We start from the raw sequence: 15,541 nt of genomic DNA on the forward strand, positions 1-15,541 counted from the left end.
CGCGGCCACCTGCGCGCCCAGGCGCGAGACACGGTCCTGCGCCGCGCGCAGTCCATCGCGCAACGGCGCCTCGCGCCCGCGCAGGACGCGCATCTCCTCGCGCGCCTGGGTGGCGGCGTCGGAAGCAGCGTCCAGGCGGTCGCGGAGGGTGTCGCCCTGGCCGCTCCACAGCTCCGTCTGCTCGCCCATGCGGTCGATCTCCGAGCCGAGCTGCTCCGTTTGCATGCTCAGCCGCTCGGCGCGCTCCAGCCCCTCCTGCCTGCGCCGCTCCGCCGAAGCGCGCTCCCCCTCCGCGGCGGCGATGTCGCGGGCGATGTCGCGCTGGCGGGTCGCGGCGGCCTCGCTCGCCTGGCGATGGCCGGTGAGGGTCGCACGCAGCGCCTCGTTCTCCTCCACGCGCGTTTCCAGGCGCTCGCGGGTGCCGTCCACGCGCGCCTGCACGCGCTCGCGCTCCGCCTCCAGGCGCACGGCCTCGGCGGATTGGGCGGCGGCGCGTTCAGCCAGCTCCCCGCGCTCCCTCACGAGCTGCGCGATGCGGAGCTCGGCGTGGCCGCGGCGCTCGTCCGCCAGCAGGATCTCGCGCTCGCGGGCATCCAGCCGCTGGCGCACGGCATCCACGCGCCCCGCCACCTCCGCGCGGCGCCGGCCCAGCTCCGCCGTCTCGATCCGCCGCTCCTGTACGACCGTCTCCGCGGTGGAGCGCTCGATGCCGGCGTCGTGAACGATCCGCTCCAGATCCGCCAGCCGCCGCTCGCCCTCGCCCAGCGCGGCGGTGAGGGCGGCCACCTCGGCGGTCGCCAGCGCCACCTCCAGATCCAGCCGCCGCGCCTGGAGCTCCTCGTAGCGCTGCGCCCGCCGCCGCTGGCGGGCGAGCGAGCGCACCTTGTTCTCCACCTCCGCCACCAGGTCGTTGAGCCGCGTGAGGTCCCCTTCGGCCCCCTCCAGGCGGCGCTGCGCGGCGCGGCGGCGGTCCTTGTACTTGCCGATCCCGGCCGCTTCCTCGAACATCGCGCGGCGCTCCTCCGCCTTCTCGCTCAGGATCGAGTCGATCATCCCCGCCTCGATGATCGAATAGGCGTCGGACCCGAGCCCCGTGTCGCGCAGGAGGTCGTGGATGTCGCGCAGGCGGCACGGCGCGCGGTTGAGCGAATACTCGCTGCCGCCCTCGCGGTACACCTTGCGGGTGATCTCGACTTCGCTCTGGGGGATGGGAACGGAGCCGTCTTCGTTGGAGAAGACGAGGGCGACTTCGGCGTAGTGGAGGGGACGCCTGCGGACGCTGCCCTGGAAGATCACCTCTTCCATCTTGCCGCCGCGGAGGGCGCTGGCCCGCTGCTCGCCGAGGACCCAGCGCACCGCGTCCGCCGTGTTCGACTTGCCGCAGCCGTTGGAGCCTACGATGGCCGTCACGCCGTCGCGGAGCTCGATGGTGGTGCGGTCCGCGAACGACTTGAAGCCGTGGAGCTGGAGCCTGCGGAGCCTCATTTCTGCGGGGCGGGCGCCCGGCCGGTGCGCGCCACCAGGCGCGCGGGGAGTGTCGGTCTTGCCTGCTGCACCATCCTGAGCATCGGCGCCGCGCCCGCGGAGTCTTCGAAGGCGCCGCCGTACACCTTGTACCGCTCGGTGCCGTCGCTGAACGGCACCGCCACGGCGTACGCCGGGATGGCGCGCCCGTTCAGCGAGTCCGCCCGCGCCTGCGCCGCCGCCTGCGTGGGAAGCTCCCCCAGCTCCAGCGCGTAGGGGCGCACGAGGATCAGGTCGTCGGACGTCCCCACGTCCTCCGCGTCGACGTCGCCGCTGCGCATGAGCCGCTCCCGCAGCGCCACCGCGTCCGCCGAGTCCGCCAGCGCGCCGGAGAAGACCTTGTAGTAGAGCTTGTCCCTCGTCATCTCCGGCGTCACGTAGAAGCGCGCGTCCGGGAACTTCGCCGCCACCGAAGACGCGAAGCGGCGCGCATCCTCGTAGCGGGGATACGCCTTCACGAACACGGTGAAGGGGAGCGCCGTCCCCGCCGCGGCCACCGCTTCTTGGGGGGCCACGGCCGTCGTCTTCGCGGGCGGATCGGCCTTGGCCCCGCCGGGAGTGCCGCCCAGGAGCTGCGGATACTGTTGGAGGAGGATGTACACCGCCCCCGCGAGTACCGCCAGCAGGAGGAGAAGGGTGAGGATCGGCGCCAGGCGGCTCTTCTTCACCGGCTTCTGCTCAGGCTCCTCCCACTCCGGGTCGGGCACCGGGAGCGTCGCCGCGGGCGCGCCGACGGTGTCCTCCGCCGTGCGGAATTCCTCGCCACCGCTGTGCGGCTGCGCATCGCGCGGCGCGGCCAGCCAGGGGCGGATCCCCGTCGGCGCCTCAGGCTCGGCGAACCGCTGCGGCGCGGGCGGCGCGGCCGCGGCCGGCGACACGGGTATGGCGGCGGCACGGGGTGCGGCGTCGGCACGCGGGCCCTGCGAGGGCGGCGTGAGCCAGGCGTGGATCGTGACCCCGCCCGGCGCGTCGCGCGACAGCTCGGCCTCGTGCGACTGCTCGCCCAGCATGATGGCGTCGTACGCCCAGCGCGCCAGCGACGGCAGCCCCGGCGCGTCGGACGGCACGAAGACCAGCAGCGACGCCCCCGCCGAGCGGAACCCCGCGATGATCTTCTCCCAGCGCCCGTCGCGGAGGATGGCGGTGGAGTCGGGGGTGTAGGTGCCGGCGGAGATCAGATAGAAGCCCCTCCCGGGCACGGGCCGCGCGCTGCGGGCGAGCGATGCGCCGTACAGGAAGATGTCCACCACCCCTTCCATGCTCGACATCCCGATCCGCTCGGCGAGCATGGGATCGTCCAGCCCCAGGTCTGCCAGCACGGTGCGCTGCCCGGTGGCGTTCCACCCCGTCGCGATGGCGATCGCCGCGTCCGCCACCCAGTCGCGGTCGGCGGCGCGGTCGAAGAGGAGGAGCACCGGCCCGGTGCGCGACGCGTCGAACGAAGCCGCGGCCGGAAGGCGCTCGAAGCTGGGATCGAAGAACGTGGGCTCGGGCAGCTTGCGGCCGGCCGAGCCCGAAGTCGCGTGGATGTCGGTCATCGATGGGAGCGGATGTCTGCCCGGCGAGGCGCAAACGTGACGGAAGGTCGTTGCCGGGACGCGGGCAATAGTACACGCGGGCGTCGGCGCGTGGCAAGGATAGGATTCAGGGATTAGGGAATAGGGATCAGGGACCAGGTGAACAACGAGGCGGTTCCTAATCCCTATTCCCTATTCCCTATTCCCTGCCCTTTACGCCGCCGCCCCTTCCGCCGGCACCAGCACGTGCGTGGGCGCGTCGCCCCACAGGCGCTCGAGCTGGTAGAACTCGCGCGCGGCCGGGTGGAAGACGTGCACCACGAAGGAGAAGTAGTCGATCAGCACCCAGCGGCCGCCGCGCGACCCCTCCACGTTGAGCGGGCGCGTGCCGCTGGCGCGAAGCTCCTCCACCACGTGGTCCGAGATGGCGGAGACGTGCGTGTCCGAGGTGCCGGTGGCGATCAGAAAGAAGTCCGTCGCGGTGGAGATCCCGCGCAGGTCCAGAAGCGTCACGTCCTGCGCCTTGCGGTCGAACAGGTGCTCGGCGGCGCGGGCGACTTCGGGCGGAAGGTCGAGGCTGTGCGGCGTGACGGGGGTGGTGCTCATCGGTCTCCAGGATCGCGATCGTTCGGATAGTCGTTCCCCGCCGTGTACCGGCGGAGATGCATGTGCGGGCGGCAAGTCAGGTGCCATCCGCGTCCTTTTTGAGTACAGCGGCCGGTTAGGATCGCCAGCGCAACTGAATGAGGGGGAGCGGCTTCGCGCCGCTCCCCCTCCGCACCGGCATCGCCAGGCGTGCCGCGGATCTACGGGTTGAGCGTGCTCCTGACCTCTTCCGGGGCGTAGCCGAAGACGCTCAGGTTCGCCGCGGAGGTGTGGGAGTTCACAACGAAGCTCTGCATGTTCACTCCAGCCGGCGCGGTGGCGGTGAATACGATGTACCCGCTCATCGGTTCCCCCGCGTACCCGCCGGCGGCTTCGATGCGCTCGCGGAGCGAGAACACCTGCTTGGGGCTCGCCGTGAAGGTGATCCTGCACGGGTTGCACACCGCCTGTCCGCTCCGCGACTTCATCGGCTGGCCGTCGTTGGCGAACACGCTCACCTCCACCGTCGCGCTGCGGTCCAGGTTGACCATGTGCAGCTCCGTCGCGGCGCGGCTCGGCCGCTCCAGCACGTGCGGGATCACCCAGGTGCGGCGCGCCGACTGCTGCGCATGCGCCGCATCGGCGGACAGAACGATGGCTGCACACACGAAAACCGCTGCGCGAATGAGCATGGGGCGTCTCCAGTGGCGTGGCGTGGGGCTGCGGAAGGAGCTGGGCGAAAGTTATTCACCCCCCAATCCCGCTGCAACGATCACGTTCTCGCCACGAAAACAGGGCGGCCCGCCGCGTGGCGGGCCGCCCCCGGTACTTCAACAGAAGTGCGTTAGCGTGTGAGTGCGCTTCCAACTGAGCACTCGGCACTTGGCACTCGGCACTTCAGTCTTCCGCGATCACCCACACCTTGAGCTCCGGCCGCACGTCGGTGTGTAGACGCACCGGCACCGAAGTCACGCCGAGGGCCTTGATCGGCTCGTCGAGCTCGATCTGGCGGCGGTCGATCTGGATCCCCTGCTCGGCCAGCTTGTCCGCGATGTCGCCCACGGTGATGGAGCCGAACAGCTTCCCTTCCTGCCCGGCGCGAGCATTGAAGGTGAGCGAAACGCCCTCGATGGAGGCGGCGCGCTGCCGCGCCTCGGTCAGGGTGGCGGCCTCACGCTTGGCCACCGACGCCCGCTCCGTCTCGATCCGCTTCACGTTCCCCGCGGTCGCCTCGTAGGCGAAGCCACGGGGGATCAGGTAGTTGCGAGCGTAGCCCGGCTTCACGTCCACCAGGTCCCCGGTCTCGCCGAGGTTCTCCAGACGCTGTCTGAGAATGACCTGCATCGTAGTTTCTCCCTTGCCCGGTTACGACTCGAAGCCCGCGATGTACGGCAGCAGGGCCAGGAAACGGGCGCGCTTGATGGCGGTCCCGATCTGGCGCTGGTGGCGCGCGCACATCCCGCTGATCCGGCGAGGCAGGATCTTGCCACGCTCGGTCACGAAGCGGCCGAGCGTCTTCTCGTCCTTGTAGTCCACGGAGCTCAGCCCGGTCTCACACACGGGGCAAACCTTGCGCGAAGATTTCATCTTACTCGTCCTCCCCGTCGTCTTCGGACTCCTCGTCACGCTTCGGAGCGGGCGGGACCGGTGTGGTCTGCAGGTCGCCCTCGTTCACCACCACGAGGTAGCGAAGGACTTCGTCGTCCAGCTTCAGCAGGCGCTCGAACTCGGGGAGCGCCTCGGCCGGGGCCGAGAAGTGGGCCACGGTGTAGTGGCCGGTGGTCTGGTCCGCGATCTCGTACGCCAGGGGGCGCTTCCCCCAGTGGTCCACCGCGGTGATCTCGCCGCCACGCTCGCCCGTAAGCATCCCGTGGAAGCGCTCGATCTTCTCCTCGATCCGCTCATCCTCGAGCGACGGGTGGAAGATGTACACGACTTCGTAATCCGACAAAAGGCACCGTCCTTTGGACATGAGGCCCCGTGCGGTGCGCGCGGAGCAGGCATGAAAAAGTGCTGCCCCCGGTCGGGGGGCAGCACGGGAATGTAGCGGAGACGGGCCAAATACACAACCGGGGGGGTAGGCCAAAGGTTGGTGGAGCGGTATGGGGACTACTGTACGGCTTGCGTTGGATCTTTGGCGCGCAACTCCTTCGTGGTGCGGTGCCGTCCGTAAATGAAGATGCCCGCAAGCGTGATGATCGTCGCGCCAATCAGAGCGAGCCCCTGCGGGTCCTTGTCTTCATGAATCAGGAAGGCGCCGCAACAGATCATCAGTACCGCTAAGAAGAAACCCAACCACATCCCCGTTTTCTCGTTGGCGATGTTCGCGTCTACCACCTTTGCTTCAAGCTCCTGGCGGTGCCTCGACTGACGGTCAAGCGTGCTGAAGAAGAATTGAGCGGCCCCCGGCAAAATCTCTTCGTACTCGCGAACCAGTGCCGGCGGCGGCATCGGCCCCTCAAACGTGACACGCCCAACGAGTCGAGAACCGCGCTCATCGGGCGTGTCGATGGGCCTGCTTTCGACCCGTGCCGGTTTGCTATCTCGCCCCACGCGGGGCCTTTCCTGCTTCCGCAACGCGGTTGGAGGTTTCCTCGAACGCCCCGCGTATGTCCCCGGCGAGCACCTGCCAATCGCTCAGAAGCGCCTTCGTATCGGCTTCCGCAGGTGATTCGCTCAAATCATACGCAGTGCGGTTGAGCGCTCCACGGATGTCCATGAGGCGAGCGATGCCTCGCGCAAACGAAGGGCGGACAAAGACGAAATCGCTTGCCATGGTTCCGCTCTCAGATCTCGGGTTAACGAGCCGCGCTACGGCGCAGCCGGGGATCATCGTACGACATTCCGGCGCCCAGAGCGGACCCGTGGCCGCGGCGTCAGGGGACCTCGTTCTCGAGGCCGTCGATGAGGGTGCCGTCGAACTCACGACGGCCCGCTTCAAACTCAGCCAGTGCGGCGGGATCGTCGCGAAGCTTCGCATACGCCTCTTCGTACTCCCTCAAGAACAACTCGCACTCGAGGCTCTCCAGCGCAGGCGCCGTGCTCTCGGATGCTTGAGGATCTGGGTCAACAACCGTGCGGCGCATCGTGACTGCCCGTTGAGGGTGAGCTTACGGGATCAAGTGTGATCCACCCAGGGGCCCTTGTCAACCCTTTTTCCGGTGGTAGCTCCGTATTGTAAGTGTTTGGTGCGATGGTGTTTGGCACGTTTCTCCAACGGCACGTTCCGATTGGGACAGGCGACTAGTCCCGCGTTTGAGTGGTGGCATCTGATGACCTTTACCACTGAAACAACGAGCCCCGCCAGCAGGTGCTGGCGGGGCTCCGCTTATGACGGGCGTGAATCGGCTACGCGCTCGTCCGGAACAACAGGATGTCCCCATCCTTTACCACGTACTCCTTGCCTTCCGACCGCATCAGCCCCTGCTCGCGGGCGGTCTTCACGGAGCCGGTCTTCACGAAGTCGTCCCAGGCCACGGTCTCGGCGCGGATGAAGGCGCGCTCGAAGTCGGAGTGGATGACGCCGGCGGCCTGGGGGGCGCGGGCACCCACCGGGATCTCCCAGGCGCGCACTTCCTTTTCGCCCGCGGTGAAGTAGACCTGCAGCCCCAGCAGCGCGTATCCCGTGCGGATCAGCGTGTGCAGGCCGGGCTCGTTCAGGCCCAGCGATCCCAGGAACTCGTCGCGCTCCTCCGGCGGGAGCTCGGCGAGCTCGCTCTCGATCTTGCTGCTGATGGGGATGATCTCCGCGCGCTCGCCGCTCGCCTCTACCGCGGTGCGCAGCGCGCGCACGTGCTCGTTGTCGCCCTCGGGGAGGTCCGATTCGGCGACGTTGGCCAGGTAGAGCACCGGCTTGCTGGTGAGCAGGTTGTACGAGCGCAGGATCTTGGACTCCTCCTCGTTCGCCTGCACCACGCGCGCGGCCTTGCCGGCACCGAGCGCCTCCAGGAGCCGCTCTAGGAGGCCGACCTCGGCGAGCGCGTCGCGGTCCTGGCCCCGGGCGGCCTTGCGAGCGCGGTCGAGGCGCTTCTCCACGACGGCGAGGTCGCTGAGGGCGAGCTCCAGGTTGATGACCTCGCGGTCGCGAACGGGGTCCACGCTCCCCATCACGTGCACCACGTCCGGATCGTCGAAGCAGCGGACGACGTGCACCACCGCGTCGGTCTCGCGGATGTTGCTGAGGAACTGGTTGCCGAGCCCTTCGCCCTGCGAGGCGCCCTCCACCAGCCCGGCGATGTCCACGAACTGCACCACCGCGCGCAGCACGCGCTGCGGCTTCACCTTCTCGGCCAGCAGGTCCACGCGCGGGTCGGGCACCTCCACGTTCCCCACGTTCGGCTCCACGGTGCAGAACGGGTAGTTGGCGGCGTCGGCGCCCGCGGCGGTGAGGGCGTTGAACAGGGTGGACTTCCCCACGTTGGGGAGCCCCACGATCCCAAGCTTCAGCATGTCGAACATCCGTCAAGGATGGAGTTGCAAACGAAGCGGCCGGGACACCTCGCGGGGTCCCGGCCGGACTCTGAAATGTAACCCCTGCGCGGCGAGCGTCAACTCCGCTGCGCGAAGCCGCGAAGCTCCTCCAGCGTTCCGCGAAACCAGTTGCGGTCCACCGGCGCGCGGATGCCCTTCACCCTTCCCCGCTCCGAGTGCTGCCAGAAGGTCCACCGCCCCCACCCGCGCGGCACCGCCGGCCCGTCGCTGCGGTAGTCCGCGATCCAGAGCGGGTAGTCGCCGAAGTCGGCGGCGAGGCGCGGCGCGAAGCGGCGGCTCACGTAGATGATGGGGCGCTTCCCCGTCTCCTCTTCCACCATGCGCAGCCAGTTGCGCATCCCGCGGCGGATCGTGGCGTCGGCCACGCCGTCGGTCGCCTCCACGTCGAGCACGGGCGGCAGGTCGTTGGCGCCGATCTCCACACGCCGCAGGAAGTGCCGCGCCTGCACGGCCGAGTGCGTCTGCGGACGGTAGTAGTGGTACGCGCCGCGCAGGAGGCCGGCCTCGCGCGCGTTCGCCCAGTTGCGCCGGAAGTGCGGATCGGTCCAGTCGCCACCTTCGGTGGCCTTGATGAAGACGAAGCGGATGCCGTCGCCCTTCACCGCCGTCCAGTTGATGCGGCCCTGGTGGTGCGAGACGTCGATCCCCCGCACGCGGCGCGGCGCATCGGCCCGCAGCGCGGTGCCGGCGAGGACGAGCAGGGCGAGGGCGCCGGGCACGAGCCGGCGCAACGGAGGCGTGGCGAACATCATGGCGCGGTAAGCGGGCGGTTGGATCGGATGGGCGGATTCAGGAGTCAGCGGCGCGCGAACAGGGGTCCGGAGCCGCTGGTCAGGGCCGCGAGCTCGGTGCTTCCGCCGCGGAAGTGGTCCAGGTCCACGTCGCCCTGGATGCCTGGGACGCGGCCGATGGCGGAGCTCTGCCAGAAGGTCCAGTCGCTCCACCCGGTGGACGGCATCAGCGGCTGCTCGCGGCCGTAGGATGCGATCCAGAGCGGGTATGCCCCGGGCGAAGCGGCAACGTAGCGGTTCCAGAAGTCCGGATAGGTGTAGACGATGGGGCGCTTCCCCGTGGCGCGCTCCACCGTCTCCAGCCACGTGCGGACCGCGCGCAGCAGCGAATCCCCCGCCACCCCGTCCGAAGTCTCGACGTCCAGCACGGCGGGCAGGTCACCGGCGCGGAGGCCGGTGACGCGTAGGAAGTGCTCGGCCTGCTTCACCGCGTCCGCGTTGGGGCGGAAGTAGTGGTACGCCCCGCGCGTGATCCCCGCGTCCGCGGCGGCGGCCCAGTTGCGCGCGAACTGCGGGTCGGTGTACGTGCCGCCCTCGGTCGCCTTGATGAACGCGAAGTCGATGCCGCCCCCGCGCACCGCCTGCCAGTCGATGGTGCCCTGCCAGTGCGACACGTCGATCCCGTCGAGGGTATCATCGAGCGTGGCGGGTCCGGTGGGCAGGTCAGTGCACGCGGCGGCGGCGAGCACGGCGACGGCAGATAGAAAGCGAAGGAGGCTATTCTTCAGCAAGTGCATGCGGTGGTTCGGGTTGCGTGGGTTCCGCACCTCTACACGCAACGCACCCCGAAAGGTCCAAACAACTGCATGGCTCACACAGGAACACAGAGACACAGAGGAAAGACAACGAAGTTCTCTCTGTGTCTCTGTGTGAGATTGCTGTTCCGCCGTCAGCCGCGCGGCATCTCCATGCGCGGCACGGCCATCGACTCTTCCTCGCCGGCCTGTGGGACGGGAGTGACCTCCTGGCCGCGCAGGGACAGGAACCAGGGCGCGAGGACGAGCGCGATCACAGCCATCAGCTTGATCAGGATGTTGAACGACGGGCCCGCGGCGTCCTTCATCGGGTCGCCGACAGTGTCGCCCAGCACGGCGGCCGTGTGGAGCTCGGAGCCGGGGTGCGTGTCGGGGTCGGACTCGATCCACTTGCGCGCGTTGTCCCACGCCTCGCCCGCGTTGGTCATGAAGAGCGCCAGGAGGATCCCCGTCACGGTGGCGCCCACGAGAACGCCACCCAGCGCCTCCGTCCCCAGCGCGGCGCCCACGATCACCGGCACCAGGATGGCGATGAGGAAAGGCACCGCCGCCTCGCGCAGCGACGCCTGCGTGGCGATGTCGACGCAGCGCGCGGAGTCCGGCTGCACGGTGCCCTCCATCAGCCCCGGGATCTCCGCGAACTGCCGGCGCGACTCGGCCGCGACCTTGGCCGACGTGCGCCCCACCGCGGCAAGGGTTAGGGCGCCGACGAAGAACGGCACGCCGCCGCCCAGCAGCAGCCCCAGCAGGACGAAGGGGTGGATCAGGTCGATCGACTCCAGCCGCACCGCCGAGGCGTAGGCGGAGAAGAGCGCGAGCGAAGTGAGGGCCGCGGCGCCGATCGCCACGCCCTTGCCGCCCGCCGCCGCCGCGCTCCCCGCGGCCTTGAGCGTCTGGGTGATGCGGCGCGTCTCGTTCCCCAGGTGGCTCATGCGCGCGATGCCGCCCGCCGTGTCCGAAATGGCTGCGAAGGCGTTCAGCGTGATCGAGGTGCCCACCGTGGCGAGCATCCCCACCGCCGCCACGCCGATGCCGTACAGACCGGCCGCCTCGTGCGCCACCCACGTCGCCAGGGCGATCAGGAGGAGGGGGATCGCCGTCGACTCCATCCCGATCGCCAGCCCCATGAGGATGGTCGTGGCCGCCCCGCCCCGCGCCGCCTCCGCGATGCGCCGGATGGGACGCGAGGTGGTGTAGAAATCGGTGGCCGCGGCGATCGCCACCGCCGCGATCACGCCGGCCAGGATCGCCCAGAAGGGTCCGAAGCGGCTGTACGCGGCCCCCGCGGGGTCCTCCAGATCCAACCCGAGCAGGCTCACGATCGCGAAGGCGGCCACCAAGAAGACGGCCAGGGCGCCCAGCGTGGCGGCGCGCATCGCCAGCGCGGGGCGCGTGCTCTTCATCAGCCGCACCCCGATCAGCGCCAGCACCGACGCCAGAAAGCCCGCCGCCGCGAGCAACAGCGGCAGCGCGACGGCTTCCACGCGGTTGTTGGCGTAGGCGGGGCTGTACGCGCCCAGCGCCACCGTCGCGACGATGGCGCCCACGTACGACTCCATGAGGTCCACGCCCATCCCGGCCGTGTCGCCCACGCAGTCGCCCACGTTGTCCGCCACGGTGGCGGGGTTGCGCGGGTCGTCCTCGGGGATGTTGGCCTCGGTCTTCCCCACCAGGTCCGCGCCCACGTCCGCGGACTTCGTGAAGATCCCGGCGCCCATCCGCGCGAAGAGGGCGATGGAGGACGCGCCCAGCGCGTAGCCGGCCAGGATCTCGCCGAAGCGCGCGAACTCCTCGGGAAGGTAGACGCCCTGCACGTAGACGAGGCCGAAGTAGAGCCCGCCCAGCCCCAGCAGCGCGAGCGCCGCCACCGTCAGCCCCGCCACGGACGCCCCGCCGAACGCCACTCGCAGCGCCGGCCCCTCGCCGGCCACGCGCGCGGCCTCGGCGGTGCGCACGTTGGCGCGGGTGGCCGCGAGCACCGACACCCATCCCACCGCCAGCCCCGTGGCCGCCCCCAGCGCGAACGCACCCGCCGTGGCGAGCGACGCCGTGGGCCACAGCAGGAGCGCGGCGACGACGATGAACCCCGCCAGCACCGTGGACTGGCGGCGGAGGAAGGCGTTGGCGCCGTGCTGGATCTGCCCGCCCCAGTCGCGCATCGCCTCGTTGCCGGCGGGCTGCCGGCGCACGTACGCGAAAGCACCCAGCGCCAGCAGGAGCCCCAGCACACCGAGGGGCCAGCCGGTCCATGCGGTGAACTCCGTCAGCGACACGAGATCTCGGGGGATGGGGTTCGGTGTATACGGGCCGACCGGGACCCGGTGAGGCATGGAGCGTACCCGCGGGAGCGGATCAGCCGTTGTAGCGGTTCATGGCGGCTTCCACCCCTTCATCCATCCACGTCCGCACCCCGTCGATCAGGTCGGGAAAGCGGTCCAGGATCGCCTCGCGCGCGGCGCGCGGCGGGGGCGAGAGCACCCAGTCCGCCAGGTCCATCGCCGGGGGCTTGGCGCCCACGCCGATGCGCAGCCGCGGATAGTCCTTGGTGCCCAGCGCCTGCTCCACCGACTTGAGCCCGTTGTGCCCGCCGGGCGAGCCCGTAGCGCGAAAGCGGATCACCCCCGGCTCCAGCGCCACGTCGTCCACCACCACCAGCAGGTCCTTTGTGACGTCGATCGCGTTCATCCGGGCGATGGGGCCCAGCGAGGCGCCGCTGCGGTTCATGTACGTCTGCGGCTTGATCAGGCGCACGGCGTGCGGCTCCATCCGCCCCTGCGCCACCGCCGCGTTCTTGTCCAGCCGGAAGCGGCCGAGCCCCCACGAGTCGGCCAGGGCATCCACGAGCCACCACCCCACGTTGTGCCGCGTGAGCGCGTACTCCTTCCCCGGATTCCCCAGTCCAACGATGACTTTCAGCCCGGCCACTGTCTTCGCTCCGCGAAAGTGCCCAGTGCCCAGTGCTCAGTGCCCAGTGTAGGAAACTAGGCACTAGGCACTTGGCACTGGGCACTTCAGTTTCTTACGTGTTCTCGGCAACCCGCGACGAGATCACCTCCGGCTCGCCGGCCGCCGTGTCCGCGTCGGCCACGGGCTCCACGGTCGGCGGCACCACGGACGCGATCGGCAGATCGCCGTCGGCCAGGATGCGCACGTCGGGGAACGACACGTCGTGCACGCGGATCGACTCGCCCACGCCTAGGTTGGAGACGTCCACCTCGAACGCCTCGGGGATGTTCCCCGGCAGGCACTCGACTTCGAGGTCGTAGATCACCTGGTCCAGCACCGCGCCCTCGTCGCGCACGCCGGCGGGGTTGCCGCTCAGGCGCACGGGAATCTTCATGCGGATCACCTCGCCCGCGTGGAGCTGGATGAAGTCCACGTGAAGCACCTCGGGGCGGTACGGGTGCATCTGCACGTCGCGGATCAGCACGTCCTTCCCCGCGCCGCCGTCCGTCACCAGCGAGATCACCGTGTTCTCCACCGAGATGCCGTGGAGGAGGAGCTCCAGCTCGTGGCGGTCGAGCGCCAGCGGGACGTTCTTGTCGCCATGCCCGTACACCACGGCCGGCACCTTGCCGGTCGCGCGCAGCTTGCGGGCGCCACCCTTCCCCGACCCTGTGCGGGCGGTTGCGTTCAAAGTTGCAGCCATCGTCGTTCTCCCTGAGTGTTCAAGACTCGCACGCGGACATCAAGCCGTCAGCCGGCCGCGCGGGTCACGCCGTTTCGAAGAGCGAGCTGACGGATTCGTTGAAGTGTGTGTACCGCACCGCGCGGGCCAGCAGCTCCGCCACGGAGAGCACGGTGAGCGTGGGGAAGCGCTTCTCCTGGGGGATCGGCACCGTGTTGGTGACCACGATCTCCTTGAAGGGCGCGTTCACCAGCCGGTCCACCGCCGGCCCGCTGAGCAGGGCGTGCGTGGCGCACGCGTACACGTCGCGGGCGCCGCGCTCCTTGAGCGCCCTCGCCGCCTCGGCCATGGTGCCGGCCGTGTCGATCATGTCGTCGGTCAGCAGGCAGTCCTTCCCCTCCACCTCGCCGATGACGTTCATCACCTCTGCCACGTTGGCGGAGGGGCGCCGCTTGTCGATGATCCCCATGCTGGCGCCCAGCCGCTTGGCGAAGCCGCGCGCCATCTTGGCCGACCCCACGTCCGGCGACACCGTCACCAGGTTGGTGAGGTTCTTCTCCCGGAAGTACTTCATGAACACCGGCGCCGCGTACAGGTGGTCCACCGGGATGTCGAAGAACCCCTGCAGCTGGTGCTGGTGGAAGTCCACGCTCAGCACCCGGTCCGCGCCGGCGGAGGTGATCAGGTTCGCGATCAGCTTGGCCCCGATGGCGACGCGCGGCTGGTCCTTGCGGTCCTGCCGCGCATAGCCGAAGTACGGGATCACCGCCGTGACGCGCGCCGCCGAAGCGCGCCGCGCCGCGTCCAGCAGGAGCAGCAGCTCCATGATGTTGTCGGCGGGGGGCACGGTGCTCTGCACGATGTACAGGTCGCGCCCGCGGACGTTGTCGTCGATCCGTACGAAGATCTCCCCGTCCGCGAACCGGGCGGTGGTCACCGCGCCCAGCTCGACCCCCATGCACGCCGCCATCTCTTCGGCCATCGACTTGTCGGCCGAGCCGGAGAGCACCATCATGGAGTTGCTGGAGAGCGCCTCAGTCATCTGCCTGGTCGGTTCTGGTGTGGTTTGGAGCCCGACAGAATAGGCCGCGCGCTCGGCCAGCGTCAAGGAAGGGAAGTGCTAAGTCCTAAGTGCTAGGTGCTGGGTGAAGGAGCGCGCTCACGCACTGCCGCTCAGGACTTAGCACTTGGCACTTGGCACTTCCGTTCCCAAAACAAAACCGCCCCGGCAGCATTGCCGGAGCGGCTTCGTAGTCCCTGACCCCGCGTCAGTCCGCGGCGACGTCCATCGTCTCAACGGGCACCTCGGCCGAGATGACCTCGAGCGCCTCGTACGGGATGACGGAGACCTTCTTCCGCAGCTTGTCTTTGCGGCCGAACTGGACGACCCCGTCCACCGTGGCGAAGAGCGTGTCGTCGCTGGCGCGCATCACGTTGGCGCCCGGGTGGAACTTGGTGCCGCGCTGGCGGACCAGGATGTTGCCGGCGAGCACCTTCTCGCCGCCGAACTTCTTGACGCCCAGTCGCTGGGCGTTCGAGTCGCGGCCGTTGCGAGTAGAGCCGCCGCCCTTTTTATGTGCCATCGGTGCGCTCCCTTAGCCGAGGTTGACGTCGTTGATGCGCACTTCGGTGAACTTCTGCCGGTGGCCCTGCTTCCGGCGGTAGTTCTTGCGGCGCTTGAACTTGAAGATGATGATCTTGTCGCCCTTGCCGTGGCGTACGACCTCGGCGGTCACGGCCGCACCGGCAACCGTGGGAAGCCCCACCTTGACGGTGTCGCCGTCGCCGCCCAGGAGGACGTCGTCGAACGTAAGGCTCTCGCCCGGCTCGATGTCGACGGACGGAATGCGAAGCGTCTTGCCCGGCTCGGCACGGAACTGCTTGCCGCCGGTGCGGATGATGGCGTACATGGTTACAGGGAACCCCGGTTACACGGACTCGTCCGAAAAAGCGACAGAAGACAGGCAATATCACCCTGCAGCCGGGATCTGTCAACCGGGCCCTCACCCCCGCTCGTTCCTCGCTGCCCCCTCTCCCGATAACAGGAGAGGGCTGCGCCCTCGCCGTTATCGAGAGAGGGGGCGAACCGGCACCAAACCCGTACGGGCGCACCACCGCCCGCTCCACGCACCGACGCCGTAGGGGCAGACCTGCGTGTCTGCCCACCCTCGCCGCCACCGCGGTGCCCGCGATTGGCACCGAACCGTAGGGGCCGCCCCACGTGGCTGCCCGTGGCCCGCCCGGGCCCCC

General features: G+C 69.4%; 19 protein-coding genes. All 19 read right to left on the bottom strand.

What is annotated here, in order from left to right; translation table 11 throughout:
• Positions 1–1,485, bottom strand: a 1,485-nt coding sequence (locus VF647_24965) for an AAA family ATPase (GenBank protein HEX8455354.1), incomplete at its 3' end; no start/stop codon positions are given.
• On the bottom strand, positions 1,482–3,062 hold the full coding sequence (locus VF647_24970) for an SPOR domain-containing protein (protein HEX8455355.1): 1,581 nt from the start codon (positions 3,060–3,062) through the stop codon (positions 1,482–1,484). The genes VF647_24965 and VF647_24970, both read right to left, overlap by 4 nt.
• 192 nt (positions 3,063–3,254) lie before the next feature.
• The gene (gene rsfS / locus VF647_24975; GenBank protein ID HEX8455356.1) at positions 3,255–3,647 is read right to left on the bottom strand and encodes a ribosome silencing factor; all 393 of its coding nucleotides are present in this window, start codon (positions 3,645–3,647) and stop codon (positions 3,255–3,257) included.
• A 200-nt stretch (positions 3,648–3,847) separates the two neighbouring features.
• Positions 3,848–4,318 carry a hypothetical protein gene (locus VF647_24980; GenBank protein ID HEX8455357.1) on the bottom strand — a complete coding sequence of 157 codons (471 nt, stop codon included), beginning with the start codon at positions 4,316–4,318 and terminating at the stop codon, positions 3,848–3,850.
• Positions 4,319–4,523: 205 nt separating this feature from the next.
• Entirely contained in the window at positions 4,524–4,970 is a 447-nt protein-coding gene (gene rplI, locus VF647_24985) for a 50S ribosomal protein L9 (protein ID HEX8455358.1), read from the bottom strand.
• Positions 4,971–4,991: 21 nt separating this feature from the next.
• The gene (gene rpsR, locus VF647_24990; GenBank protein ID HEX8455359.1) at positions 4,992–5,213 is read right to left on the bottom strand and encodes a 30S ribosomal protein S18; all 222 of its coding nucleotides are present in this window, start codon (positions 5,211–5,213) and stop codon (positions 4,992–4,994) included.
• Position 5,214: 1 nt separating this feature from the next.
• Positions 5,215–5,577, bottom strand: a complete 363-nt coding sequence (gene rpsF, locus VF647_24995; protein HEX8455360.1) for a 30S ribosomal protein S6 — start codon at positions 5,575–5,577, stop codon at positions 5,215–5,217.
• Positions 5,578–5,735: 158 nt separating this feature from the next.
• Positions 5,736–6,077 carry a DUF2335 domain-containing protein gene (locus VF647_25000; protein ID HEX8455361.1) on the bottom strand — a complete coding sequence of 114 codons (342 nt, stop codon included), beginning with the start codon at positions 6,075–6,077 and terminating at the stop codon, positions 5,736–5,738.
• 88 nt (positions 6,078–6,165) lie between these two features.
• Positions 6,166–6,402: a hypothetical protein gene (locus tag VF647_25005; protein HEX8455362.1), complete on the bottom strand. Its 237-nt coding sequence runs from the start codon at positions 6,400–6,402 to the stop codon at positions 6,166–6,168.
• 100 nt (positions 6,403–6,502) lie between these two features.
• A complete protein-coding gene (locus VF647_25010) occupies positions 6,503–6,712 on the bottom strand; it encodes a hypothetical protein (GenBank protein ID HEX8455363.1) in 210 nt (69 codons plus the stop codon).
• Between the two features lie 262 nt (positions 6,713–6,974).
• Positions 6,975–8,084 (bottom strand): redox-regulated ATPase YchF, encoded by a 1,110-nt coding sequence (gene ychF, locus VF647_25015; GenBank protein ID HEX8455364.1) that lies wholly within the window; start codon positions 8,082–8,084, stop codon positions 6,975–6,977.
• Positions 8,085–8,173: 89 nt separating this feature from the next.
• Positions 8,174–8,869, bottom strand: coding sequence for a GH25 family lysozyme (locus tag VF647_25020; GenBank protein ID HEX8455365.1), 696 nt, complete (start codon positions 8,867–8,869; stop codon positions 8,174–8,176).
• A gap of 44 nt (positions 8,870–8,913) precedes the next feature.
• On the bottom strand, positions 8,914–9,645 hold the full coding sequence (locus tag VF647_25025) for a glycoside hydrolase family 25 protein (GenBank protein HEX8455366.1): 732 nt from the start codon (positions 9,643–9,645) through the stop codon (positions 8,914–8,916).
• Between the two features lie 152 nt (positions 9,646–9,797).
• Positions 9,798–11,936: a sodium-translocating pyrophosphatase gene (locus VF647_25030; GenBank protein ID HEX8455367.1), complete on the bottom strand. Its 2,139-nt coding sequence runs from the start codon at positions 11,934–11,936 to the stop codon at positions 9,798–9,800.
• Between the two features lie 79 nt (positions 11,937–12,015).
• Positions 12,016–12,588: an aminoacyl-tRNA hydrolase gene (gene pth / locus VF647_25035; protein HEX8455368.1), complete on the bottom strand. Its 573-nt coding sequence runs from the start codon at positions 12,586–12,588 to the stop codon at positions 12,016–12,018.
• A gap of 94 nt (positions 12,589–12,682) precedes the next feature.
• Complete coding sequence (locus VF647_25040; GenBank protein ID HEX8455369.1) at positions 12,683–13,312, bottom strand: 50S ribosomal protein L25; 630 nt, start codon at positions 13,310–13,312, stop codon at positions 12,683–12,685.
• A gap of 64 nt (positions 13,313–13,376) precedes the next feature.
• A complete protein-coding gene (locus tag VF647_25045) occupies positions 13,377–14,333 on the bottom strand; it encodes a ribose-phosphate pyrophosphokinase (GenBank protein HEX8455370.1) in 957 nt (318 codons plus the stop codon).
• A gap of 226 nt (positions 14,334–14,559) precedes the next feature.
• Complete coding sequence (gene rpmA / locus VF647_25050) at positions 14,560–14,874, bottom strand: 50S ribosomal protein L27 (protein ID HEX8455371.1); 315 nt, start codon at positions 14,872–14,874, stop codon at positions 14,560–14,562.
• Positions 14,875–14,886: 12 nt separating this feature from the next.
• The gene (gene rplU, locus VF647_25055) at positions 14,887–15,201 is read right to left on the bottom strand and encodes a 50S ribosomal protein L21 (GenBank protein HEX8455372.1); all 315 of its coding nucleotides are present in this window, start codon (positions 15,199–15,201) and stop codon (positions 14,887–14,889) included.
• Between the last annotated feature and the right edge of the window lie 340 nt (positions 15,202–15,541).

Origin of the sequence: Longimicrobium sp. (genome assembly GCA_036387335.1) — a bacterium.
Lineage (GTDB): Bacteria > Gemmatimonadota > Gemmatimonadetes > Longimicrobiales > Longimicrobiaceae > Longimicrobium.